The following is a 24,144-nucleotide window of genomic DNA, read 5'->3' as shown; positions in this document are numbered from 1 at the left end:
ACGCACTCCCTCGCGACTGGGAGGAGACCTGCGCTTTGCCCGATTCACTCACGCGAGAGACCACTGCCACGTCCGTGGTCGTCCTCGCCACGACCCCGGCCGCCAGGCTCTCCTGCGCCGACGGAACCCTGCTCGACCGGATGAGCGACCAGCTCGTCACGCTGTCCGTGCGTGACGTGCAGGTGCTGTCGTCCGGCAACGGGCTCAGCTCCGACCTGCGCGGCGTGGCCAAGCTGGCGCGCGTCTCCACCGGGCCGGTCGCGCTGCTGCCCGCCGATCTGATCGCCCACACCGAGGCGCTCGCGCTGGTGCTCGAACATCCGGCGCGTGACTCGGCGGCGCTGGTCAGCCACGACGCCTCCGCCGCGCCCCTGCGGCCGCCCGTACGCGTCGAGGGCGGCAAGATCGTGGCCGCCGGCAGCTCGTTCCACCTGGTCCCCGAGGCCAACGCCACCTTCCGCGGCGTCCTCCAGGCCGGCGAGGCCGACCTCGGCTGCCTGGCCGAGGTCGCGGAGGAACTCGCGGACCTGGCCGAGACCGGACGGCTCGGCCCCGTCACCCCCGTCGAGGCGATCGACCTGCTGCTGGTCGGGCTGGTCCGCTCCGGCGTGCGGGTGCGCGCGGCGGCGATCGGGCCGCTGCACTCCGACCGGGTCACCGCGCAGTCCTCCGCCGACAACGCCATCGAACGGCTGGCCGAGGTGGACGAGAGGCGGGTGCGGCTCGACTTCGCGGTCAAGGCCGACGACGGCTTCTTCGCCACCCACTTCGTCTCCACCTGGTCGCGCCACCTCATCAGGCCCGCGGCCCGGCTCCGGCTCACGCCCAACGCCATCACCGGGATCTCGATCGGGCTGGCCGTACTGGCCGCCGTGTGGTTCTCCGCGGGCACCCGCGAGGCGCAGATCGCCGGAGCGGTGCTGCTCTACCTGTCGTTCGTGCTCGACTGCCTCGACGGGCAGGTGGCCCGCTACACGCGCACCTTCTCGCCGCTCGGCTCCTGGGTCGACGCGATGGCCGACCGGCTGAAGGAGTACGTGGTCTACGTCGGTCTGGCCTTCGGGTACGCGGCGGGGCTGCCCTGGACCGGCGGCGGACCCGGCGCCATCTGGTACCTGGCCGCGGCGGCCATGATCCTCCAGGTGGTCAGGCACACCATCGACTTCTCCTTCGGCGGCGCGGTCGCCGACGCCGCGCGCGTCGGCGCGTCCTTCGCCCGCCCGTCGCGCTCGCTGCTGGAGTCGGCCGACGGCGGGCGCGTCTCGGTGCCGAAACAGGGCGTGCTCGGCCTGGCCCAGCGCATGGAGCGCGAGCGCGTCACCCGCTGGCTGAAGAAGATGATCGTCCTGCCGATCGGGGAGCGGATGGCGCTGATCGCGATCACCGCCGCGGTGTTCAACGCCCGCGTCACCTTCCTGTCGTTGCTCGCCTGGGGCGGCGTCGCCGCCCTCTACACGCTCGCCGGGCGGATCGCGAGGTCGATGGCATGATCTCGGTCCACATGACCCCGGTGCCCGCCAGCACCGTCGTCGCCTACCGCGACGACGGGCCGCTCTCGCGCGGCATGGGCGCGCTGGTCGCCGGGCAACTGCCGCCGCTGCCGCCGCTCATCGCGGGCGCGTTCGTCACCGGCATCCTGCTGGTGATCGGCGTGGGCGGCGCCAACGGGCTGGCGGTCTTCGCGCCCGCGGTCACCCTGCTGCTGGCCGGGCCCGGCAGCAGCGCGCCCCACGACGGGCGGCTCGACTGGCTGTGCCCGCCGATCCTGCGGGTCATCGAGTACACCTTCGTGGCCTGCTGCGGGTTCGGGCACGCGGTCCATCCGGTGCTGGTCTTCCTGCTGCTCGGCGCGATGGCCTTCCACCACTACGACCTGGTCTACCGGATCAGGCAGCGGGTCTATCCTCCGCCCTGGCTGACGACCTTCGGGCTCGGGTGGGAGGGGCGGATGATCGCCGTCTCGCTGGCCGTACTCGTGTCGCTGCCGTCGGCGGGGTTCGCGGTGCTGGCCGCGTACCTGTGGCTACTGTTCGGCTGGGAAAGCGTCACCTGCTGGCTTGCCGCGCCCAGATCTGGGGTGGAAGCAACGGATATGGGAACACAGGACTAAGAGCGGATTACCCTCGCAGGGCGAAAAGGCAACTAACCTTTGGGGCCTGAAGAGTCACGCTCGACTGAGGAGTGCACGTTGCTGGGAATGGTGCTGGCCGCTGGAGCCGGACGACGCCTGCGGCCGTACACCGACACGCTGCCTAAGGCGCTCGTGCCGGTCGACGGTGAGACCACGATCATGGACATCTCGCTGCGCAACTTCGCCGAGGTCGGGCTGCGCGACGTCGTGGTGATCATCGGCTACGCGGCCGGGGCGGTCGAGGAGCGCAAGGCCGCGCTGGAGGAGCGCCACGGCGTCAACCTCACGCTCGTGTACAACGACAAGGCCGAGGAGTGGAACAACGCCTACTCCCTGTGGTGCGCGCGCGACTACTTCGCGCAGGGCGCGCTGCTGGTCAACGGCGACACCGTCCACCCCGTCTCGGTCGAGAAGACGCTGCTGTCGGCGCCGGAGACCAGCGACATCCTGCTGGCCGTCGACGACGTGAAGAAGCTGGCCGACGAGGAGATGAAGGTCACCCTGGAGGGCGGCTCGCTCAAACGCATCACCAAGCTGATGGACCCCGCCGAGGCCTACGGCGAGTACATCGGCGCCACGCTGATCCGTCCCGCCGCCGCCGACCGCCTGGCCGACGCGCTCAGGACCACCTTCGAGCGCGACCCGCAGCTCTACTACGAGGACGGCTACCAGGAGATGGTCAACCGTGGCGAGCACATCCACGCCGCGCCCATCGGCGAGGTCGACTGGGTCGAAGTGGATAACCACGACGACCTGGCCAAGGCTCGCACCATAGCCGTCAATTACTGAGGGAGGCGCAGATGCCGCTTCTCGCACGGATGCTGCCCGCGCCGCTCACCATGGAGGTACGGCGCGGCGCGGTGGCCCAGTTGGGCGCGCTGCTCAGCGACAGCCGGGTGGCCACCTCCGGCAGGGTCGCGGTCGCCGTGGGGCCGGGCCAGGGCGACCACATCGAGGGCCTGATCGCCCCCACGCTCGATCAGGCCGAGGTCTTCCGCGTGGCCGACGGCTCCGTCGACGCGGCCGTCTCGCTCGGCGCCGACCTGCGCAAGGGCGCCTACGAGGTGGTCGTGGGCGTCGGCGGCGGGCGCACGATCGACGCCACCAAGTACGCCGCGTCGCTGGCCGGCATCCCCATGGTCGCGGTGGCCACGAACCTCTCGCACGACGGCATCTGCTCGCCCACCGCCTCGCTGGTCTACGAGGGCGGCAAGGGCTCGTTCGGCGTGCCGATGCCGCTGGCGATCCTGGTCGACCTCGACTTCGTGCACGCCGCGCCGGAGTCGCTGGTGCGCTCGGGCGTGGGCGACGTGATCAGCAACCTGTCGGCGATCGACGACTGGCAGCTCGCCAACGTCGAGCGGGGCGAGCCGATCGACGGGCTGGCCTGCTCGATGGCGCGGACCGCGGCGGAGGCGCTGATCGGCCGCACGGACTCCATCGAGTCCGACGCCTTCCTGACGGTCCTGGCCGAATCCTTGATCTTGTCCGGCATGTCGATGGTAATCGCCGGGTCATCCCGTCCTTCGAGTGGCGGGGATCATGAGATCCTTCATGCCGTGGATCAGCTTTTCCCCGGCACCTCCAATCACGGCGAGCTCGCCGGGATCGGCACGGCGTTCTGCTACTTCCTGCGCGACGACTCCGGTCGGCTGCAGCAGGTCGTCGACTGCCTCAGGCAGCACCGCCTGCCCGTCACCCCCGGTGACATCGGGCTGAGCGAGGAGCAGTTCACCGAGGCCGTCATGCTGGCGCCCTCCACCCGCCCGGGTCGCTACACGATCCTGGAGCACATGCGGCTGTCGGAATCCGAGGTGCGCGGACGGGTGGCGGACTATGTCCGGGCCTTCGGTAGCTGAGCTGCGCGCGGTCGCCCAGCCGGAGGGCCACCTCGACCGCAAGAACGGCGAGCACTGGGCGGGCGTGCTCTACATGCGCGCCATCTCGATCCGGGTCACCTGGCTGCTGGCCAAGACCCGGGTCACGCCGAACCAGCTCACCTGGGTGATGACGGTCGCCGGGGTCCTGGCGGGCTTCGCGATGGCGCTGCCCGGGATCTGGGGCGCCTTGCTGGCCGCCCTGCTCGTGCAGGTGTACCTGCTGCTCGACTGCTCCGACGGCGAACTGGCCCGCTGGACCGGCAAGACCTCGCTGACCGGCGTCTACCTCGACCGGGTGGGCGCCTACTTCACCGAGGCCGCGGTGCTGGCCGGGCTGGGCTGGCGGGCGTCGCAGGTGCTGCCCGACTGGTACACCGTGATGGGCTTCGCCGCCGCCCTCGGCGCGATCCTCATCAAGGCCGAGACCGACCTGGTCGACGTGGCCCGCGCCAAGGGCGGGCTGGAGTCGGCCAGCGAGGCGTCGGTGGGGCAGTTCCGCTCCGGCCTGCTCGGGCTGGGGCGGCGCGTCCTGTCGGCGACGAAGTTTCACCGGATCGTGCAGCCGATCGAGTTGTCCCTGCTGGCGCTGGGTGCGGCGGTGATCGACCAAGTGGCGGGAAACCTCACGGCGACCCGTGTACTCACCGTAGCCTGCCTGGTAGCCGCGGCACTCCAGATGGTGTTGCACCTGGTGAGCATCCTGGCGTCGAGGCGGCTTGCGTGAGCCCATGTCGGAACCGCGCAGGCTCGGCGTCCGTCGTATTGATCGGACGTCCGCCGTTCGGTGGGGGTTCACCCACGGTTCCGATACGCTTAGCTCCACCAATATCAGGAAATATGCATACCAGCAGACTCGGTGATCATGAAAGAATGCTCCGCTCGTGCTCTCAACGCGTCAAGGTGATGACCCGTTGAAGATCTCGTGCGTCATCCTCACCATGGGCAACCGGGTCGCGGAGCTGAACCGGGCGGTCGATTCCGCGCTCAACCAGGTCGACGGCGACGTCGAGGTGGTGATCGTGGGCAACGGGGCCGACGTGCCCGAGGTGACGGCGACGCCACCCGAGGGCTCGGCCGCGATCGTGAAGACGGTCCGCCTTGAGCACAACACCGGCATCCCGGCCGGACGTAACCGGGGTGTCGAGGAGTGCTCGGGCGACGTCGTGCTGTTCCTCGACGACGACGGCTGGTACGCCAACCAGAAGGTCGTCGCCCACGTGCGCGACCGCTTCGCCACCGAGCCCGACCTGGCCGTCATCTCCTTCCGGGTGATGGACCCCGACGGCGGCGTGGGCCAGCGGCGCCACGTGCCGCGCCTGCGCGCGGGCGACCCGCAGCGCTCCTCGCCGGTCACCACGTTCCTCGGGGGCGCCTCGGCCATCCGCCGTTCTGCCTTCCTCCAGGTCGGCGGGCTGCCCGAGCGCTTCTTCTACGCCCACGAGGAGACCGACCTGGCCTGGCGGCTGCTCGGCGAGGGCTACCGGATCGAGTACGACGCCGAGACCGTCATGTACCACCCGCAGGTGCCGCCGACCCGCCACGCCGAGTTCTACCGGCTCAACGCGCGCAACCGCGTCTGGCTGGCCCGGCGCAACCTGCCCTGGCCGCTGGCCGCGCTCTACCTGGTCAACTGGGTCGTGCTCACGCTGGTGCGCGAACGCTCGGGCACGGCGCTGCGGGCGTGGTTCACCGGCTTCGCCGAGGGTCTGCGCACGCCCGCGGGCGAACGCCGTCCGATGGCGTGGAAGACCGCCTGGCGCATGGTGAAGCTCGGCCGCCCGCCCATCGTCTAGAGGTCCATCGCCGCTCCGAAGGACATGCTCGCCCGGTCCATCGTCGTGCTCAGCAGGGCCCGCTTCGGCAGGCCCAGCTCGCTCAGCTCCTTGGCGATCGGGTGGTTGCCCAGCCGGACGAGGGCGCCTCCCGGCCGTACGCGCACCCCTCTCCCCGCCATCTCGGCGGGGACCTCTCTCGTGACGCCGTCGCGGTGTGTGTAGGCGGTCAGCGGTACGGCCGGCCTGGGCACCGGGAAGCCCGGCTTCAGCAGCAGGTCGATGACCAGGCGGCCGTCCTTGCGGACGATGCAGCGCTTGTAGGGGGAGGACAGTCTCAGGTCGATCTCGGCCAGTTCCTTGGGGAAGCCCCACATCGAACGGCCGGCCTCCATCGTGAACGACTGGTCCACGGGGAGCCAGTGGATGAACGCCGCGGCGTTCCGCAGATCGGACAGGCCCCCCGCGCTCGTCGGGCCCGGCCGCCGGACCATGAACGCCACCCCGAACTCGTGGTAGGTGTCCAGGTCGCCGTCGCGGTAGTCGACGAAGATCAGCGTGCAGATGGCCTTGCCGGGGAAGACCTCGGCCACGTCCAGTCCCGAGTAGGCGATCACCGCCCTGGCGGCGTCGGCGCGTACCGGATACATCGTGCTGCAGACCGTCGCGTCTCTCACCCGGACAGGCAGACTCACCGTTCGGCCCTGGATCAGATGCGATGCCATGCCCCCAGTACATCAACCGCGAAGCGATGTGACCATTCCTGTCCGGATGCCGTCTGGTCTGATGTGACTGTCCCCAGAACGCGGAGGCCATCATCATCGAGGAGCTCTATCGCGAGCATTGGCCGCTCGTGTGCGGGTTCCTGCTGCGCCGGACCCGCGACCCCCACCTGGCCGAGGACCTCGCCCAGGAGACCTTCGTCAAGGCCACCCGGGCGATGCTCGGCTGGCGTGGCGAGAACCCGGCCGCCTGGCTGCTGGCCATCGCCCGCAACGTCCTGCTCGACCACGTACGGCGCCGCCGCGTCGAACTGCCCTTGCCCGACCCGGACGAGCTCGGCGTCCCCGCCCTCGACCTGGCGGCCCTGGAGGTACGCGACATCCTCGACCGCCTCCCCGGCCGGCACCGGCGGCTGCTGGAACTCGTCTACCTGGAGGGCTTCTCCATGGTCGAGGTGGCCGCGATGACCGGCAAGAAGCACAACACGATCAAGACCGCGGTGTGGCGGGCCCGCGCCGCGTTCTCCGAGCTGTATGGAGCCTCCCGATGAACGACCTGGACCTGCCCGACTTCGACCCCAGAACCACCAGGAAGGCGGTGCGCCGCGGCCTGCTCAAGACGGCCTCGATCGTACTGGCCGGGCTGGTGGCGCTGGCGCTGGTGCTGGTGGTGGCGCCGATCATGTTCCAGAAGGCGGGCGGACGCGCGGATCGCATGGAGAACGTCTTCGGCACCGCTTTCAAGATCTACAACCCGGCCTATCGGATCGTGGACGAGGAGTGCTGCGAGGTGACCCCGTGGGCGATGAGCATGACCGTGCGGGCCAGCCAGATCCGGGCCTACGGCGGTTTCTCCGGCAGCGCCGCCGTCCCGTACTCGATCACGCAGAACCTCTTCGGCACGCTCGGCCACCTGCCGCTCGGCAACGAGGGCAACACCACGCTGACGACGGCGCTGAGCATGGTCGGACACAAGGGCCCGGTGGACAAGGCGAAGACCCGCGAGCTCCTCGACGGGCTGCCGAAGCGCCTGCGGGCCCTGGCCACCGTGGAGTTCACCGCACCGCTGACGGCCGAACAGCTCGTCGCCTTCGGCCGCCGCTACAACGCGTGTCCCGAGCGCATCGTCTATGAGGCCCGGCCCGGGTCCGTGCCGATCACGTTCGAGGCGGGGATGTGGAGTCGCAGCAACGTGATGCCCAAGTCCGGCATGTGCCACGATGTGACGCCCACGGCCAACCTGGCGGAGTTCCGCGCGTGGGACAAGATCCTCCAGAACTCCGACGCGAGCATGCTGCGCGACTTCGACCTCACCCTCGAACGCGTCCGCAAGGCGGCCAAGGACGGCCTGGCCCACGCCTACATCGACACGGGCGCGAGGATCGACGAGTTGCGCAAGCTCCTGGACGACCCCCAGGTTCGCGCCGTCCGGCTGGTCGACGCGACCTTCGACCTCGCCCGCTTCTAGACCGCCAGCGAGTGCGCCACCCCGGCCAGCGACTCCATCCTGGCCACGAAGGCCGGGGCGTGGTCGGGCCAGTGGTGGTGCAGGCGGGCATAGGTGTGGCCGCGGGCGGCCATGTTGGCCCTGCGGTCGGGGTCCTCCTTGAGGTCCAGTACGGCGTGCCGTACCGACTCCACGTCAAAAGGGACGACGAGCCCGCAGCGAGCGGTCTGCACCAGCGTGCCCGACTGGGGCGTGGTGATGACGGGCACGCCGCGCCCCATGTAGTCGAGCACCTTGGTCGGCACGCCCGTGACGTCGGCCGGGGCCAGCGAGATGCCGGCCAGGGCGCCCTCGACCATGCGCAGGGCGTGGCGGTTGGGCACGTGGCCGTACCAGTCGAGCAGGCCGACCCGCTGGGCGTCGCGCAGCAGCACCCGCGCCTCGCGGTCGGCCTGGCCGATGAGGTCGAGGCGGATGCCGTGCGGCACCAGCCGTTCGGCGAGCGCGATGAGCTCGGCGGCGCCGCGCTCGGCCGTCAGGCGGCCGAGGTGGACCACCCTGGTGTCGCCCGGAGGGGGAGGGGCGGGCGACACCAGGGTGGCCTCTGGCACCACGGATGGCGAGATCACGTGGTGGCGGCGCTCCGCGCGGGCGGCGCGCCGGGCGTCGGCCGGTTCGCGTACGTCCCAGACCACCGGCGGATGCCGGTAGGGCAGGGCGCGCAGCAGGTCCGCGTCGTGGACGAGCAGTAGGTCCGCGCCTCTGACGCCGCGGCGCAGGGCCGAGCGCGCCCGGCCGTGCCCGGCGCCGCGTGGTACGTCGATCGCGGTGATCGGATGCGGTGGCGTCACGTTGAAATAGGTGAACGGGGCCACGTACGTGATGTCGTGGTCCGCATCGAGGAGCGCACGGATCTGCCGGTGCATGATCCTGGCATCCTCGGGATGATGGTCAATCGTCGCGACACATACCCGCATGTCTCTGATGCTGAGGTTTGCCCGGGTCACTCAGGTGAAGGGAGGGGGAACTGACGATTAACTTCCGGAAGGGCGGCGGTATAGCCAGGTCAGGCGCGGCTCAATGATCCACTTGAAAACGGTCCGCGTCTCCGGCAGGCACAGGACGATCGCCAGGGCGAACGCGCTGGAACTGATCGCCAGCACACCCAGCGGCCCCTGCAACCAGGGCAGGTCGAGCCAGCCCTGGTCCTTGGCGATCAGCACGGGGATGCCGTGGAGCAGGTAGGCGTAGAGCGTGCGGGTGCCGAGGTCGGAGTACCAGGTCTCGCTCCGCGGGACCAGCGACAGCACGGCGAAGCACATCGCCAGCGAGCAGATCAGCAGGGCGCTGCGCAGGCCGAGACCCATCCACCACGACAGGTCCATGTCCTGGTAGCTGTGCTTGAAGTAGAACGGCTTGAGCGAGGGGTCGAACCTGGCCACCAGGATCGCGCTCGCCGCGGCGCCGACCAGCGTGACCGCCGAGACGATCTTGATCCACCTGCGGTTGAGCAGCTCGAAGTGCTCGGGCTGCATGACCAGGCCGATCACGAAGAACGGCAGCAGGCCGAAGAAGCGGTCCATGCTGAAGTCGCCGCTGATCTGCGAGAACCCGGCGAACAGGTAGATCGCGATGGCCACCGGGATGGGGAACTTCATCCGCTTCCACACCGGCGTGGACAGCCGCCAGAACAGCAGCGCCAGCAGGTACCAGTTGAGCCACGCCGGATCGATGATCGTCAGGCTCCACTTCTGCCCGAGCGAGGTGCGGAGCACGGCGTAGCCGACCTCGACGATCACGTACGGGATCACGAACGTGTCGACGAGCTTGTTGGTCTTGGCGTTGGAGTTCCAGAAGTTGCGCGACAGGTAACCGCTGATCAGCACGAACAGCGGCATGTGGAACATGTAGATGAAGATGTACAGCGACCGCGAGGAGTCGGTGTTGAGCGTCGGCACCAGCGAATGGCCGACGACCACCAGCGCGATGAGCACGAACTTCACGTTGTCGAGATAAGGGTCGCGCTTCTTGGCCGGACGCGGCTGCTCCTGCTCTTCCTTCCGGTGCCCCCAGAACTCCGCGTCCTGCCCTGGCAGCGGCCACCGGTTCTTGGCGTCGGTGGTGTCTTGCTGCTCGATGCTCGTGGCAGGGACGGAAGACCGGGTGTCAGTCACGTGGAAGACGCTCAGTTCGTTCGGGGTCGGGGGAACGCGACCGCCCGTCTCGACTGACGCCTGGCCGACGCCGTACGAGCGCAGTCGCCGACCTCACAACTTTAGCGCCGCTGGACACTCCTGTCGCTGAAGGTAGGCCAAGAACCCCCTATTTACAGGGAACTTGGAGGTTAGGAGATGCACACGTTGGACTGGTTCGCGCTGACCGTGTTCTGCTTGACGTCTTCCGACACCTTGGTCACCCTCACACCCTTCCAGTCGTCGCCGACGACCAACTGGATCAGCGGCGGCTTGCCGGCGCCCTCGACGGGCTTGGCGGGCGGGACGGTGGAGGTGTAGGGCTCGGTGGTCAGCGGCTTCACGGCGCCCTTGGTGGGGGTGACGGCCGGAGAGGTCGCCTTGCCCACGACGGCGGCGTAGTCCTCGCCGTTGGCGGCCTTCTTGCCGTAGCGCAGCTCGCTCTTGGTCACGCTGCCGGTGGCGGGCTTGTAGTTGCCCAGGCTGACGACCCGGAAGCCCTCCTTGGTGAGCTGGTCGGCGACCTCTCTGGCCTTGCCCTGCGTGGCGGTGCCGTTGAGCACCTGGACCTCGACCTGCTCGGGCTTGACCGTGATCTTCGGCTTGGCCGAGGCGCTGGCGCTGGGCTCGGGCACCGCGATGTCGACGTCGGTCCTGATCATGTTGAAGAGCTCGTTGGCGGCGGGCTGCTTCCAGACCACGCGGTTGGCGTCGGCGGGGTCGGGGCCCCACGGCACCGTGATGAACTTGACGTCGCCCGCGGTCATCTTGGCCGCGCTCTGCGCGATCTGGATGAGCTTCTGCGGGTCGTCGGCCAGGTCCGGGTCCATGGTGACCGACTGGCCCGCGGCCTTCACGAAGCTTGAGAGCCTGGGGACGTTCGTCAGCAGCTCGCTGCTGGTGGCCTTGGCGACGACCTTGCCGAGGAAGAGCTGCTGGCGGCGGATGCGCTGGATGTCGCTGCCGTCGCCGTAGTTGCGCAGCCGCACGAAGCCGAGCGCCTTCTCGCCGTCGAGCACGGACCTTCCCGGCGGCAGCACGAGCTTGGACTTCTTGTCGTCGACGCCGCTCTTGAGGCAGATCTCGATGCCGCCGAGGGCGTCGACGATGTTCTTGAACCCGCTGAAGTCGACCTCGGCGTAGTGGTGGATGCGGATGCCGGTCAGCGTCTCCAGCGTGGAGATCGTGCAGGCGATGCCGCCCGTGTTGTAGGCCGAGTTGATCATCTGGCGCTGGGGCGGCATGATCGCGCCGGTCGCCTCGTTCTTGCAGCGCGGGATGTCGACCATCGAGTCGCGCGGGAAGCTGATGAGCTTGGCGCCGTCGCGGTTGGGCGAGATGTGCATCAGGATGATCGTGTCGGTGCGCTTGCCCGCGCCGCGGCGGGCGTCGAGCTGGCCGTAGCGGGCGTTGCCCTCGCCCTCGCGGGTGTCGGAGCCGACCAGGAGGATGTTGAGCGCGCCGCTGGAGTTGGCCGGTCGCGGGTTGACGATCTTGTCGTCGACGCTGCGCGTGTTGATGGCGCCGAGCGCGTCGCGATAGAGCGTATAGCCGGTCAGCGAGCCCGCCACGACCACGCCGGTGAGCCCGATGCTGACCCAGGCCAGGATGCGCATCTTGTTCGGCCCGCCGCCGCTCTTGGCGCGGCGGCCGCGGGGCGGCTGGTCGTCGGGGGGCAGCGGCGGCGCCGCCGCCCGTCGCGGGCCGCGCATGCCGCCCGGGTCGGTCTGGGCGTTCCTTCTGTCCTGGACGGACGCACTCCGATGGTCACTCATACGCCCCCCTCAGCTCCAACACGGCCCTCCTCTATTCGAAGAATTCGCCAGGCCGCATCTTGCTGGCTCGGTCGCACACTTGCGGCACGAGACTAGGTCACGTACGGCGTGCTCGGAGCCACGAACGACCGAATCGGCCGTGACCCCAGCGTGATGTTACAGGCCCAAAGCATACTCAGACCTGGACATTTCGTGGAATATCAGCGTGAAAGTCTTTACTGTTTCGGCAGGTCGGAGCGGCTGCGAAGAGCCAAAGCAAGACAGGCCAGAGGTACGGCGGGCAGCACGTACCGGTAGTCGAATTCGGCCACCGCCGCCGGGACCACGAGCAGCGCCCACGCCGTCGACCAGGGCACGAGCCACTCCATTTCCGGTCGGCGGCGAATTACGGACAGGACCGGCGCCGCGAGGAGCACCAGCAGCAGGACGGTCCCCGGCAGCCGCGCCACGTCCTGGTAGGCCCGCATCCACCCCGCGTACGGCTCGACCACCCTGGTCATGATCGGCCCGCCCTCGTAGCGCGTGGCCAGCTCGACGCCGAGCTGCGCCGCCTCCCGGCCTGGTGGGCTCGGGTCCCTTGAGGGGAACTGGTAGTAGTCGTAGATCTCCTGGTCGGGGTAGACCGGGCGGCCCCAGGTGAACGTGCGGGCCAGCTCGGAGGCGATCGAGGCGGCGTAGTCGAGCGGCTGCGAACGGACGGCCAGCATGGCGAAGCGCCCCGCCAGCGCGTCGTTGGCCCGCGAGAACGTGATGCCCGGCAGCATGACCAGCGGGGAGTCCCTCGACCAGAGGTACTCCTGCGAAGGCGGGCGCTCCTCCGGCGGCCGGGGGTCGCACAACACGCGCAGATCGGGCGGCGGGTCCATCTTGCGGCAGTCGGCGAACGACTGGGTCCTGGCGTACAGGAAGACGCCGTTGGCGCCGACCAGGCCGACGCGGTCGTAGGTGGCGTAGAACCAGCCCATGTACGCCATGACCGGCACCAGCGCGGCGGCCAGCATGATCCCGGCCAGGGCGAGATGCCTGCGCAGCAGGAACCAGCAGGCCAGCAACACGACCAGGGGCTGGCCGATCGTCCTGGTGAGGGTGGCGGCGGCCAGCAGGAGGCCGATGGCGGTCGCCGTACGCCAGGTCTGGCCGCCGCGGATCGCCAGGACCACGGCGGCGGTGACCAGGAACATGAACAGGGTGTCCGAGACGAGCAGATGCTCCAGCTCGATCTGGTACGCGTCCAGGAGGACCGGGGCCGTGGCCAGCGTCCTGACCCAGAGGCGGGCCCTTCTGGCGGCCAGGTAGATCATCACCGCGACGGCCAGGCCCATGAGGTGCTGCACGGCGGTGACGGCGGCGAAGCTGTGGAACGGTTCCAGCAGCTTGAGGAACATGGAGTAGCCGGCCGGGCGTACCAGGTCGGGGCGGGGGCGGAAGACGGTGACGATGTAGGTGTAGGAGTCGGGGAACCAGAGGGCGGGACGGAACCCCAGCATCGTCACCAGGCGCAGTGCGGCACCCAGGACGAACAGCCCCAGAAACCAGCGATGCCGTGACACGACCTGCCCCACGAACGCGACCAGGCCCGGTCGGCCTGTCTTCGTGCCGGTGGGACCGGCATGGTCCGCCGCCCGGGTCGCGAGGTCGGCTTGCCCGGCCCCCTGCTCCGTGTGGTTGGGCCCCTGGGTTGTCGGGTCGGGTTGCCCGGTCGCCTGGCCCGCGGCGTCGGCTTCCTCCGGGGCCGGGTGTGGTGTGCCGGGCTTGTCCGGTGTTGCCTCCTGCACGGCCCTCCCCCTGTGTCGCCGCCGTCCGGCCGTACGCTACCGGCTTCCATACGTTTCGCGATCTCATGCGGGCGTGTTGTCGGCCCCGTTGGATACCCTCGCGATCAGCGATGGCACCCTCCTGGCTCCGGCCCGACGAGACGCGGAGGCCGTCGGCGGGCCGGGTGCTCGCGGCGGTCTCGTTGCTGCCTGCCCTGGCGGTGGCCGGATGGCTGCTGGCCGGGCTGCCGCTGCTGATGGCGGGGGCGTTCCGGCCGGTGTTCACGGTGGTGCTGGCGCTGCCGGTGATCGCGCTGCTGTGCTGGGCGGGCCTGCGGCGGCTGCCCGAGGCGGTGGAGGCCACCGGGCGGCAGATGGCCGCGGTGCTGGTGATCGCGGCGGGCTCCGGCGTCTTCAACGCGATCTTCCACAGCGAACAGCTCATCGTCCGCCGCGACCCCGCCACCTACGCGCAGTACACCATCTGGATCGCCGAGCACGGCTCCCTGCCCATCCCGCGCCAGGAACAGGCGTTCGGCGGCCCCGACCCGTCGCTGGTCTTCGGCAGCGTCGGGTTCTTCGACTTCGGCGGGGCGGTGGTGCCGCAGTTCATGGCGGGCCCGCCCATGCTCTACTCGGCGGCCGACTGGCTCGGGGCGCTGCTGCTCGGGCCCGCGATGCTGGGGGCGCTGGCCGTGCTGACGGTCGGCGGAGTGGCGGCCCGGCTGGCGGGCGGACGTTGGGCGCCGGTGGCGGCGCTGGCGTTCGCGGTGAGCATGCCGATCCTCTACACCTCGCGCACCACGTTCAGCGAGATCCCGTCGCTGATTCTGCTGTTCGGCGGCCTCGCCCTGGCCCACGACGCCCTGACCCGCATCTGGACCCCCCACCCACCCGACCTCCTCGCCCGGTCCCGCGAACTCGGCGTCTCGCGCGCCGCCGGTCGCCCGCGCGGGACTGGCTCGCGCGGGGGTGGCGGTTTGCCCGGGGGTGGCGGCTCGTCCGGGGGCAGCGACTTGCCTGGGGGTGGTGGGTCGCGTGGGGGCGGGTCGTCGGGTGTGGTCGCGGCCGAGGGGACAGGGCGCACCACAGCGGCACATGCTGTCCTTCCCGAGGAAGGCGCTGGTGGAGCTACTGTCCCTCCGGTTTCGACCACCGAGGGGTCCGCAGCGGGGAGTGGCGGCGCGGCGAGCGGGGGCGACGCGGCGAGGAGTGGTGGTGCGGCGGGGAGTGGTGGTGCGGCGGGGAGTGGTGGTGCGGCGAGCGGTAGCGCGGGGGGTGGCGACGCGGCGGGGAGTGGTGGCGCGGCGAGCGGGGGCGACGCGGCGGGGAGTGGTGGTGCGGCGGGCGGTGGGGGGGTAGGCGGGGCTGGTTGGTGGGTTGGGGGGCTGGCGGGGCTGGTGTTCGGGCTGGCCACTCTGGTCAGGATCGACGGGTTGCGGGACGTGCTGCCCGTGCTGGCGTTCGCCGGGCTGCTGGTCGCCATGAGCCGGTTTCGGCGGCCGGTCGGCGTGTTGGGGGTGCCGCTGCTCGTGGGGCTGGGCCTGGGGGTCGGGCTGGGGTTTCTGGCGGCCTATGCCTTCGCGCGGCCGTACCTGGCGTATCTGTCCCGCTCGGTCGGGCCGCTGCTGGTGATCTGCGGCGTCGTCCTGGTTCTGACGCTCGTGGGTACGGCTGTCGCCCCCCGGCTGGGCCGCGTCAGGCTGCCAAGGCGGCTGCCGGAGGCCGGGGCGGCGCTGGTCGGCCTGGTGATGGTCGGCTTCGCGGTGCGGCCGTGGATCCAGACGGTGCACCGGACGCCGGGCAACACCGACGACCTGCGCACGGCGCGCTTCATCGAGGAGACCCAGAAGGCCAACGGGCTGCCGATCGACGGTACCCGGCTGTACTTCGACGAGTCGCTCTACTGGGTGATCTGGTACGTGGGCGTCCCGGTCGTCGTGCTGGCCACGGTGGCGGCCGCCGTTCTGGTGCGCAGGCTGCTGCGCGACGCCGCCTCCTTCGAGTGGCTGCTGCCGCTGGCGGTCATCGGGTGGACGACGGTCACCACGCTGCTGCGTCCCGAGATCACGCCGGACCAGCCGTGGGCCGCGCGCCGCCTCGTCCCGGTGGTGATTCCCGGGCTGGTCGTGCTGGCGGTGTGGGGGCTGGACTGGGTGCGCGACAAGGCCCGCAGGCTCGGGTACGGCACGCGCGTCCAGACCTGGGTGGCCGGGATCGGCACGGTCCTCATCCTGGTTCCGCCGGTCGTGACCTCGATCGGCACCGCGTTCACCCCGATCGAGCGGGGCGAGCGCGCGGCGGTCGAGGCGATGTGTCGGGCGATCCCGCGCGACGCCTCCGTGCTGCTCGTCGAGCGGGTGACGGCCGACCGCTTCACCCAGGTGGTGCGCGGCATGTGCGGGGTCCCGGCGGCGGAGGTCGAGCGGGTGACGGGGTCGGACACCGCTTCGGAGGACGACGTACTGCGTCTGGTCGAGGGGGTGCGACGGGCCGGCCGTACCCCGGTGCTGCTTGCCGCCGACGCCGACCAGGTGCGGACCTACGGACCGTTCGAGCAGGTCATGGCCCTGGCCGCGCGCCAGGACGAACGTTCGCTGACCGCGCCGCCCAACGGTACCTGGAACCTCCGGATCAACGTCTGGATGTCCCGTCCGTAAAACACCATTTGACCTGGATCGTGGGTGATCGCGATTATGTGTCGCCATGAGGCGTACGTGGGTGGTCGCGGCGTTAACGACGGCGCTGGCGACCAGTGGAATGGGCGCGGCTGCGGCCGACGCCCCGGCGGACAGGGTGCTGGGCGAGACCTCGGCCAACGAGGCGCCTGAGAGCGCGTCTGAGAGCACGTCCGAGAGCGCGTCCGAGAGCGCGTCCGAAAGCAGGGGCGCGGAGCCGGGCGACGTGAGCGCGGAGTCCGGGACCGGCGCGGACGGCGTGGTCGCGGTCGCGGTGTCGCCGCTCCCGGTCCCGAAGGCCGCCTGGCCGACGACGGGCCGTCTGACGGTCTACCTGTGCTCGAAGGCCGAGCTCCAGAAGAAGTGCGAGGGCCGCGGCCCGAGCGACGAGCAGAAGCGGAAGATCGAGCGGCTGCTGAAGCGGCTGCCCGGCCTGTCCGGCGTGCGGTACGTCTCCGCGGAGGAGTCCTACCGCAACGCCCGCGAGGACGGCGTACCGGCGAAGAAGGGCTCCATCCCGGCCTCCTTCAGGGCGGACGTCAAGGTCCCGAACGTGAACCTGGGCCCCAAGCTGGCGAAGCTGCCCGGGATCGCCACGGCGAGGGTCTGGCGGACGGACTTCTGGGCGGGCAAGGCGCACGCGAAGGTCGAGCTCTGCGGCCCCGCCAACTGCTCCGGCCGGGGCGCGATCACCGACCACGAGCGGGACGCGGTCTTCGAGGCCCTGCGTACGCTGCCGGGCGTGAAGAAGGTCTACCTGGAGTCGCGCGGGCACGCGATCGAGAACTGGCGGCGGGTCAGCTACGCGAGCACGACGCCGGACGTGGGGGAGATCTTCCATCTCGTGCTGTCCGACCCGTCGGTGTTCGACCGGATCAGGCCAGCTCTGCGGGGTCTTCCGGGGGTGGAGCAGGTTTCCCGTCATCGCTGATGTGGACGCCGCGTCGCGCTGGGCAGAGTAACCTCGACCCACGTGAGCACGCCTGAGACCCCCCAGAGTGGACCCGCCGTGGAAGAAGCGCCGTACGTCACGATCGTCCTGCCCTGCTACAACGAGCAGGATCACGTCATCGACGAGGTCGAGCGAATCACCAAGGCGATGGACTCCAGCGGCTACACCTACGAGCTCGTGGCCGTCGACGACTGCTCGACCGACGCGACGCTGGCGAAGCTGCAGGAGGCCGCCCCGAGGTTCCCGCACATGCGGATCCGGGCGTTCCACCGCAACGGGGGGTCGGGCACCGTGCGCAGGATCGGCACCCAGGAGGCGCGCGGCGAGATCGTCGTGTGGACCGACGCCGACATGACCTACCCGAACGAGCGCATCCCCGACCTGGTCCAGATCCTGGAGAAGGACCAGACGATCGACCAGGTCGTGGGCGCGCGCACGTCGGAGGAGGGCTCACACAAGCTGCTGCGGGTCCCGGCCAAGTGGGTGATCAGGAAGGTCGCCGAGAAGCTGGCCGGGCAGAAGATCCCGGATCTCAACTCCGGCCTGCGGGCCTTCCGCAAGTCGGTGGCGCGGCCGTACCTGCGGCTGCTGCCGCCCGGGTTCTCGTGTGTCACGACGATCACGCTATCGTTCCTGTCGAACCAGCACGACGTCTACTACCTGCCGATCGACTACGCCAAGCGGGCGGGCAAGTCGAAGTTCAGCTTCATCTCCGACGCCTACCGCTACATCCTGCAGGTCCTGCGGATGATCATGTACTTCAACCCGCTGAAGGTGCTGATGCCTCCGGCGTTGTGGCTGGTCGCCATCGGGTTCGTCAAGGGCGTGTGGGACATGGTCCAGCACCCGTTCTACTTCCCGGCCAACACCGTGATGATCTTCCTGTCGGGCCTGCTGATCGGCTCGGTCGCGCTGCTGGCCGACCTGATCGTGCGGAGCAGGGGAGAGTAGGTGCGGATCGCGATCGTCGGCCCGACGTACCCGTACAAGGGCGGCGGGGCGCAGCACACCACCGAGCTGGCGCACCGGCTGAGCGCGCTGGGGCACGACGTGGTGATCGAGTCGTGGAAGGCCCAGTATCCGGGCTTCCTCTATCCCGGCCGGCAGACGATCTCGGCTCCTGAGGGCCTGCCGTACCCGAAGACGCTGCGCAGGCTCGACTGGCGGCGGCCGGACGGGTGGGTGACGTGCGGGCGGCGGCTGCGCAGCGCGGACCTGGTGGTCTTCGCGGTGCTCAGCCCGGTGCAGGTGCCCGCTTATCTGGGGATCTTGTACGGCATAGCGGGCAAGACCACCACCGTGGCCCTGTGCCACAACGTGCTGCCGCATGAGCGCAAGCCGTATGACGGGCCGCTGATGAAGGCGCTGCTCAAGCGGGTGGACCGGGTGCTGGCGCACTCGGCTCAGCAGGCGGCGCTGGCCGCGGAGCTCACGGCCAAGCCCGTCCGGGTGGCCGCGATGGCACCCCACCTTCCCTCGAAAAATGCCGAAAAATCGGGGCAAGTCCACAACAATCTGCTCTTCTTTGGGATCGTCCGGCCGTACAAGGGGCTGGACCTGCTGCTCAGGGCGCTGCCCGACGGCGTGGGGCTGACCGTCGCCGGGGAGTTCTGGGGCGGGCTGGAGGAGACCGAGCGGCTGATCGCGGAGCTGGGTCTCGGCGACCGGGTGGAGCTGCGGCCCGGGTACGTGGCGGCCGAGGACGTGCCGAAGCTGTTCGCCCGCGCCGACGCCCTGGTCCTGCCCTACCGCAACGCCACCGCCAGCCAGAACGTGTGGCTGGGCCACGAGCACGGCGTCCCGGTGATCGCCACCCGCGTCGGCGCGCTCGCCGACCACATCACCGACGGCGTGGACGGACTGCTGGTCGAGCCGGAGGACGTCGAGGGGCTCAGGAAGGCGATCGAGCGGCTCTACGCCGACCCGGTCGGGTTGCGCTCGGGGGTCAGATCGGTGGATCCGGAGCCGTTCTGGTCGGAGTACACCGCGGCCTTGCTGGACTCCTGACGCCCGAGCAGGAACGCGATCCCGGCCGCGACGGCGTCGGCCAGCGTGAACGCCACCCGCGACAGCAGCGCCACCGCGAACGCCGCGCCCGTGCCGATCAGCGGGGTGAACACCAGCACCAGCGCGCCCTCGCGCACCCCCACCCCGGCGGGCACCACGAACGTCAGCAGCCCGGTCGCCCAGGCGAAGGCGTAGGCGCCGGTTGCCAGCACGTAGAGGTCCCACCGCCCGGCCAGCAGCATGGTGTGGACGCCGTAGATCAGCCAGCCGAGCGCCGTCCACGCCGCCGCCACCAGCACGGTACGGCCCGGCAGGACGCTCTCCAGCGGCTCCTTGCGCGCCAGCCGGAGCGCCAGGTTGAGCCCCCAGGTGAGCACCTTGGGATGCAGGCACACCACGATTACCGGGACGATCAGCAGCAGGTACCACGCCTTGCGCAGCGCCTCGTGCGTGGCCAGCGTGGCGGCGGCGATCGTCAGCGCCACCCCGAGGTTGATCACCAGTGCCAGCGAGATGCAGGCGAACGTGCGCCGCGGCGGGCTGCCGTGGTCGCGCCCGAGGTCCATCATCGCCGCGTAGGCCCAGACCGAGCCGGGGATGTACTTGCCGAGCTGGCCCACGAACATGATCCGCCCGCTCACCCGCAACGACAGCGGCGAGCCCAGCCCGGCCAGCACCTCACGCCAGGCGACCAGCATGCAGAACTGCCCGGCCAGCACCGCGGCGAACGCCCCCGCCAGCGCCCAGGGCGACAGTCCCGACAGCGCGGCCGTGGTCTCGTCCCAGTTTCTGGCCAGGCCGTACCCGAGGAATCCGAGCGCGACGAGCGCGAGCAGGACACGCAGCAGGCGGCGGAGCATTCGCCAAATCTACGCGCGGTTGGCGACGATTAGCCAGACGACGAGGCCGATGAGTGCGGCGACGGCCAGCACGGTAAGGGTGATTTTGACCCAGCTATAGGGGCGTTGGCCCTGAACCTCCCCGGTGACGCCGTTGATGAGGACCTGGTACGTCCTGCCGCCGAACAGGTAGCAGCCGATCCACACCGGCAGCAGCAGGAGCTTGAACCTGACGTCGGTGTACGTCGTGTCGACCGTGCTCACGCGCTGCTCGTCGCCGCCGATGTCGCGGCGGCAGTCCTGCCTGATGACCTCGGCCATCTCCTGCTTGGCGCTCTCCAGGCCCTGCTCGGGCTCGACGTCGTAGCGCAGGGTGTGGTGGCCGGAGATGTAGGCGGGCTCGAAGGGGAGGGCCTGGCCGGTCGGCCACGGCTCCAGCTCGGCCAGTTGCTCGGGCGTGACCCGGTGGGTGGCGGCCACGAGCACGTCGTCGAAGTGCCGCGAGACCGTGCCGGAGGCCGGCCACCAGCGGGTCTTGCGCACCTGGCGGGTCTTGGTCTCGCCGTTCTCGGTGTAGGTCTCGGTGACGTAGTAGTGCTCGCCGCGCGAGCCGGTGTAGTCGGAGGTGGTCCCGGAGTCGAAGGTCCAGTGCGGGACGTACGTGGACTTCATCGACTCCGCCTCGCTGACCTTCTTGAGGCGGTTCGGGGCGAACCAGCGGGACTTCACCCAGCCGCGCAGGGCCGCGCGCGAGCCGTTCTTGTCCAGCGCGAACGGCACCACCGCCTCGGGCGCCACCTGCTCGCCCGCCGTGGTGTCGGCGACCAGCGCGGTCCCGCAGAACTGGCAGCTCTTCGACAGCGCGTCGCTCTCCGTGCGCGCGCCACACCCGGGACAGGCACTCTGATGTACGGCTACCGCCGCCACGCGCGGCTTGGCCAGGAAGGCGGCGTAGTCGTGCTCGCGCACGGCCCGCGCCGGGGCGGCGATGCGCTGCTCGAAACCGCAGTACGGGCAGCGCAGCACGCTGGTGCCGGGAGCGTAGGCGACGCTCGCGCCACAGCCCGTGCACGGATGGGTGGTCGGTGCGGGGGAGGACAAATCCGGAGCCTTTCTGCGGTTCAGGCGGGCGGCAGCGGCGGAGGCGTCTGGGCGAGCAGCCCGGCCAGCTCGGGGACGTCCCGGGCGGGCGCCCACTGCGCCATCCCGGCCTTCCACACCAGCGTGTCGGGGGTGAGGCCGGCGTTGCCGAGCGCGGCCTGGTCGTAGGGGCCCCTGCGCTCGCCGCCGACGCCGACGTACCACTGCGCCGACGGCAGCGGCGGCGGGGCCGGTGCGAAGGCCGAGGCCGCCTGCTGGCCCGCCACCATGCCGACGCCGAGTCCCATGGCGCCGTTGGGGTTGTCGGCGGCGGCCTCGACCGCGTTGGCCGCCTGGAACTGGGCGTAACGTCCCAGGTCGCCGACGATGCCCATCTGGGCCCGCTTGTCCAGGGCCTGCTCGACCTCGGGCGGCAGCGAGATGTTCTCGAAGCTGAAGCTGGGGATCGCGATGCCGACCCCCGCGAGGTCGGCGGTGAGCGCCTCGGCCAGGCGGCGGCCCATCTCGTGCTGGTTGGCGGCCAGGTCGAGCAGCGGCACCCCGGCGGTGGCCAGGGCCGGGGCGAGGCGGCCGACGACCATCTGGCGGAGGTAGCCCTCGACCTCCTCGGTCCTGAACCGCTGGTCGGTCCCGGCCAGCTCGGTCAGCAGCTTCCTGGCGTCGGTGACGCGGGCGGAGTAGGCGCCGAAGGCGCGCAGCCGTACCGGGCCGAACTCGGCGTCCCGGACGATGACCGGGTTCTGGGTGCCCCACTTGAAGTCGGCGTACAGGCGGGTGCCGACGAAGTACACCTCGGCCTTGAAGGGGGAGCGGAAGCCGTGCTTCCAGCCCTTGAGCGTGGACAGGATCGGCAGGTTCTGGGTTTCGAGCGTGTACGTGCCGGGCGGGAAGATGTCGGCGACCTGGCCCTCGTTGACGAAGACGGCGACCTGCGACTCGCGCACGACCAGGCGGGCGCCCATCTTGATCTCGTTCTCGTGGCGGGGGAAGCGCCAGACGATGGTGTCGCGGCTGTCGTCGAGCCATTCCACGATGTCGATGAACTCGCCGCGGATCTTATCGAATACGCCCACATTTCCCCCAGTGGTCGGAAATATCTGGCGGGCACGGTACCAAAGGGCGTTTGACATCGGGTTGACGCGCGAGCCCGGTACTGTTGGGCATCATGGCTGGGACCAGGCAACAGCAGCTCGAATACTCCGAGTTCCAGGCGGCGATGCTCGACGAGGGCAAGCGCCGCCGTAAGGCCGCGAAGATCATCGCGGTTCTGGAGCACTTCCACGGGCCGCTCGCCGGGCTGACCGTGGGCGACGTGGGCTGCTCGGCCGGGTTCATCGCCGACGAACTGGCCGACGCGGGCGCCAAGCACACGCTGGGCATCGACATCGACGTGCCCGGACTGCGCAAGGCCGCCGACCGCTTCGGCGAGCGGGTGGCGTTCGTCTGCGGTGACGGGACGGCGCTGCCGTTCCCCGACCGCTCGGTGGACGTGCTGGTCTTCAACCACATCTACGAGCACGTGGTCGACCCCGACGCGGTCGTCGCCGAGATGCACCGGGTCCTGGCCGACGACGGCGTGCTCTACCTCGGCCTCGGCAACCGGCTCGGCATCATGGAACCGCACTACAAGCTGCCGTTCCTGTCGTACCTGCCGCCGTCGCTGGCCGACCGCTACGTGCGCGCCTCCGGCCGCGCCGACCACTACTACGAGCGCTTCCGCACCCGGCGCGGGCTCAAGCGCATGCTGCGCGCCTTCCACGTCTGGGACTACACCCTCCCCGTGCTGGCCACGCCGACCCGCTTCGCCGGTGGGGAGCTGTTCCCCGGCGCGCTGGGCAGGGTGGCGCGGGCCGTACTGGCGAAAACCCCCCGTGAGGTCCTCAGGCTGCTCCTCCCGCTGGTGCCGACCTACCTGTGGGTGGCCACCAAGACGCCGCGCCGCCCGCGCGGCGCCGCGCTCCCGCAACCGCCGGAAAGAGTGCTTTGAGTACGGCGGAGCCGCGCACGGCACGCCGCTCCGTGGTGAAGAGGGTCGTCAGGTTCGGCTTCCTGGCCGTCGCCCTGGGCTTCGGCGCCTGGGCGGTCGCCTCCCAGTGGGACGCCGTGGCCGCCGGGTTCGCCGCGCTGTCCTGGCCCATGGTCGCCGCCTCGCTGGTCGCGGTCATCGCGGCGCTGCTGGGCGCGATGCTCACGTGGCGCACGCTCCTGGCCGACCTGGGCTCGCCGCTGCCGCTGAGGCCCGCGGCGAAGGTCTTCTTCGTCGGCCAGCTCGGCAAGTACATCCCGGGCGCGGTCTGGCCGGTGATCGCGCAGATGGAGATGGGCCGCGAGCTCGGCGTGCCCCGCTCGCGCAGCGCCGCCGCGTTCTTCCTGATGATGCCGATCCAACTGGCCACCGGTCTGATCGTCACGCTCGGCACCCTCGGCTGGGACCGCTACGGCTGGCTGCTGCTGGCCCTGCCGGTGATCCTCGTACTGCTGGAGCCCAAGGTCATCAACGCGCTGATCGGGTTCGGGCTGCGCAGGCTGAAGCGCGAGCCGCTCGAACGCCCGCTCACCCGGCGCGGCATGCTGACCGCGCTCGGCTGGGCGCTGGCCGGATGGGCCGCCTACGGCCTGCACCTGTACTTCGTCGCGCCGCAGACCGGGGTGCTCTTCGCGATCGGCGCGTTCGCGCTGTCGTGGTGCCTGGGCATCCTGACGTTCGTCGTGCCCGCGGGGGCCGGGGTGCGCGAGGTGGCCATGGTGGCGGTGCTGTCACCGGTCATGGACCGCGGCTCGGCGATCGCCGTGGCCCTGGTGTCGCGGATCGTCATCATCGTCGGCGATGTGATCTGCGCGGGTATCGCCGGATTGGTGGCGCGTCGCGACCGTGTGTGATTTGGACCACGTTT

Annotated in this window: 22 protein-coding genes; 14 read left to right on the top strand and 8 right to left on the bottom strand. The window is 70.3% G+C overall.

Annotated elements, in window-relative coordinates; all coding sequences use genetic code 11:
- The first annotated feature begins 35 nt into the window (after nt 1-35).
- The 6 genes from ACIBEJ_RS15895 (at nt 36) to ACIBEJ_RS15870 (ending at nt 5,804) form a co-directional block, all read left to right on the top strand.
- Nucleotides 36-1,490, top strand: a complete 1,455-nt coding sequence (locus ACIBEJ_RS15895; RefSeq protein ID WP_397183452.1) for a CDP-alcohol phosphatidyltransferase family protein — start codon at nt 36-38, stop codon at nt 1,488-1,490.
- Nucleotides 1,487-2,110, top strand: a complete 624-nt coding sequence (locus ACIBEJ_RS15890; RefSeq protein WP_397183451.1) for a DUF5941 domain-containing protein — start codon at nt 1,487-1,489, stop codon at nt 2,108-2,110. The genes ACIBEJ_RS15895 and ACIBEJ_RS15890 overlap by 4 nt, the downstream gene beginning before the upstream one ends.
- Before the next feature lie 78 nt (nt 2,111-2,188).
- Nucleotides 2,189-2,920 (top strand): sugar phosphate nucleotidyltransferase, encoded by a 732-nt coding sequence (locus ACIBEJ_RS15885; protein ID WP_397183450.1) that lies wholly within the window; start codon nt 2,189-2,191, stop codon nt 2,918-2,920.
- 11 nt (nt 2,921-2,931) lie between these two features.
- Nucleotides 2,932-3,990, top strand: coding sequence for an iron-containing alcohol dehydrogenase family protein (locus ACIBEJ_RS15880; protein WP_397183449.1), 1,059 nt, complete (start codon nt 2,932-2,934; stop codon nt 3,988-3,990).
- Complete coding sequence (locus tag ACIBEJ_RS15875) at nt 3,968-4,735, top strand: CDP-alcohol phosphatidyltransferase family protein (protein ID WP_397183448.1); 768 nt, start codon at nt 3,968-3,970, stop codon at nt 4,733-4,735. The genes ACIBEJ_RS15880 and ACIBEJ_RS15875 overlap by 23 nt, the downstream gene beginning before the upstream one ends.
- Nucleotides 4,736-4,922: 187 nt before the next feature.
- Complete coding sequence (locus ACIBEJ_RS15870) at nt 4,923-5,804, top strand: glycosyltransferase family 2 protein (protein WP_397183447.1); 882 nt, start codon at nt 4,923-4,925, stop codon at nt 5,802-5,804.
- Here ACIBEJ_RS15870 and ACIBEJ_RS15865 read toward each other — a convergent pair.
- Entirely contained in the window at nt 5,801-6,460 is a 660-nt protein-coding gene (locus tag ACIBEJ_RS15865) for an acetoacetate decarboxylase family protein (protein ID WP_397183446.1), read from the bottom strand. The two genes, ACIBEJ_RS15870 and ACIBEJ_RS15865, sit on opposite strands and share 4 nt — an antisense overlap.
- Before the next feature lie 137 nt (nt 6,461-6,597).
- On the opposite strand from ACIBEJ_RS15865, the gene ACIBEJ_RS15860 reads away from it, so the two are divergent.
- Nucleotides 6,598-7,056 (top strand): RNA polymerase sigma factor, encoded by a 459-nt coding sequence (locus ACIBEJ_RS15860; RefSeq protein ID WP_397184314.1) that lies wholly within the window; start codon nt 6,598-6,600, stop codon nt 7,054-7,056.
- On the top strand, nt 7,053-7,973 hold the full coding sequence (locus ACIBEJ_RS15855) for a hypothetical protein (RefSeq protein ID WP_397183445.1): 921 nt from the start codon (nt 7,053-7,055) through the stop codon (nt 7,971-7,973). The genes ACIBEJ_RS15860 and ACIBEJ_RS15855 overlap by 4 nt, the downstream gene beginning before the upstream one ends.
- Here the strand turns inward: ACIBEJ_RS15855 and ACIBEJ_RS15850 are convergent.
- From ACIBEJ_RS15850 to ACIBEJ_RS15835, 4 genes are all read right to left on the bottom strand, one after another.
- On the bottom strand, nt 7,970-8,878 hold the full coding sequence (locus tag ACIBEJ_RS15850) for a glycosyltransferase (protein ID WP_397183444.1): 909 nt from the start codon (nt 8,876-8,878) through the stop codon (nt 7,970-7,972). The genes ACIBEJ_RS15855 and ACIBEJ_RS15850 overlap by 4 nt on opposite strands.
- Nucleotides 8,879-8,986: 108 nt before the next feature.
- A complete protein-coding gene (locus tag ACIBEJ_RS15845; RefSeq protein ID WP_397183443.1) occupies nt 8,987-10,126 on the bottom strand; it encodes an acyltransferase family protein in 1,140 nt (379 codons plus the stop codon).
- A 170-nt stretch (nt 10,127-10,296) separates the two neighbouring features.
- Nucleotides 10,297-11,919 carry an LCP family protein gene (locus ACIBEJ_RS15840; protein WP_397183442.1) on the bottom strand — a complete coding sequence of 541 codons (1,623 nt, stop codon included), beginning with the start codon at nt 11,917-11,919 and terminating at the stop codon, nt 10,297-10,299.
- Nucleotides 11,920-12,134: 215 nt separating this feature from the next.
- On the bottom strand, nt 12,135-13,694 hold the full coding sequence (locus ACIBEJ_RS15835) for a hypothetical protein (protein ID WP_397183441.1): 1,560 nt from the start codon (nt 13,692-13,694) through the stop codon (nt 12,135-12,137).
- Nucleotides 13,695-13,804: 110 nt separating this feature from the next.
- Here ACIBEJ_RS15835 and ACIBEJ_RS15830 point away from each other — a divergent pair, with 110 nt between their 5' ends.
- Genes ACIBEJ_RS15830 through ACIBEJ_RS15815 form a run of 4 tightly spaced genes read left to right on the top strand, consistent with a single transcriptional unit; the run spans nt 13,805 to nt 19,310 of the window.
- Nucleotides 13,805-16,333, top strand: a complete 2,529-nt coding sequence (locus ACIBEJ_RS15830) for a hypothetical protein (RefSeq protein WP_397183440.1) — start codon at nt 13,805-13,807, stop codon at nt 16,331-16,333.
- 46 nt (nt 16,334-16,379) lie between these two features.
- Nucleotides 16,380-17,282, top strand: coding sequence for a hypothetical protein (locus ACIBEJ_RS15825; RefSeq protein ID WP_397183439.1), 903 nt, complete (start codon nt 16,380-16,382; stop codon nt 17,280-17,282).
- Nucleotides 17,283-17,324: 42 nt separating this feature from the next.
- Complete coding sequence (locus ACIBEJ_RS15820; RefSeq protein ID WP_397183438.1) at nt 17,325-18,254, top strand: glycosyltransferase family 2 protein; 930 nt, start codon at nt 17,325-17,327, stop codon at nt 18,252-18,254.
- Nucleotides 18,255-19,310: a glycosyltransferase family 4 protein gene (locus ACIBEJ_RS15815; protein ID WP_397183437.1), complete on the top strand. Its 1,056-nt coding sequence runs from the start codon at nt 18,255-18,257 to the stop codon at nt 19,308-19,310. It begins immediately after the preceding gene.
- Here ACIBEJ_RS15815 and ACIBEJ_RS15810 read toward each other — a convergent pair.
- The 3 genes from ACIBEJ_RS15810 to ACIBEJ_RS15800 are packed head-to-tail and all read right to left on the bottom strand — an operon-like array spanning nt 19,217 to nt 22,323.
- On the bottom strand, nt 19,217-20,170 hold the full coding sequence (locus tag ACIBEJ_RS15810) for a YbhN family protein (RefSeq protein ID WP_397183436.1): 954 nt from the start codon (nt 20,168-20,170) through the stop codon (nt 19,217-19,219). The genes ACIBEJ_RS15815 and ACIBEJ_RS15810 overlap by 94 nt on opposite strands.
- A gap of 9 nt (nt 20,171-20,179) precedes the next feature.
- Complete coding sequence (locus ACIBEJ_RS15805) at nt 20,180-21,250, bottom strand: hypothetical protein (protein WP_397183435.1); 1,071 nt, start codon at nt 21,248-21,250, stop codon at nt 20,180-20,182.
- A 20-nt stretch (nt 21,251-21,270) separates the two neighbouring features.
- Entirely contained in the window at nt 21,271-22,323 is a 1,053-nt protein-coding gene (locus tag ACIBEJ_RS15800; protein ID WP_397183434.1) for an SPFH domain-containing protein, read from the bottom strand.
- A gap of 92 nt (nt 22,324-22,415) precedes the next feature.
- Here ACIBEJ_RS15800 and ACIBEJ_RS15795 point away from each other — a divergent pair, with 92 nt between their 5' ends.
- Both ACIBEJ_RS15795 and ACIBEJ_RS15790 read left to right on the top strand, forming a co-directional pair.
- Nucleotides 22,416-23,237: a methyltransferase domain-containing protein gene (locus ACIBEJ_RS15795; RefSeq protein ID WP_397183433.1), complete on the top strand. Its 822-nt coding sequence runs from the start codon at nt 22,416-22,418 to the stop codon at nt 23,235-23,237.
- A complete protein-coding gene (locus tag ACIBEJ_RS15790; protein ID WP_397183432.1) occupies nt 23,234-24,130 on the top strand; it encodes a lysylphosphatidylglycerol synthase domain-containing protein in 897 nt (298 codons plus the stop codon). Before ACIBEJ_RS15795 ends, ACIBEJ_RS15790 begins: the two co-directional genes overlap by 4 nt.
- The last annotated feature ends 14 nt before the right edge of the window (nt 24,131-24,144 follow it).

The sequence above is a fragment of the Nonomuraea sp. NPDC050790 genome, from assembly GCF_044456745.1.
Taxonomy (GTDB): Bacteria; Actinomycetota; Actinomycetes; order Streptosporangiales; family Streptosporangiaceae; genus Nonomuraea.
Note: the sequence above shows the minus strand (reverse complement) of the source record. Positions and strands in the feature narration are given on the sequence as shown.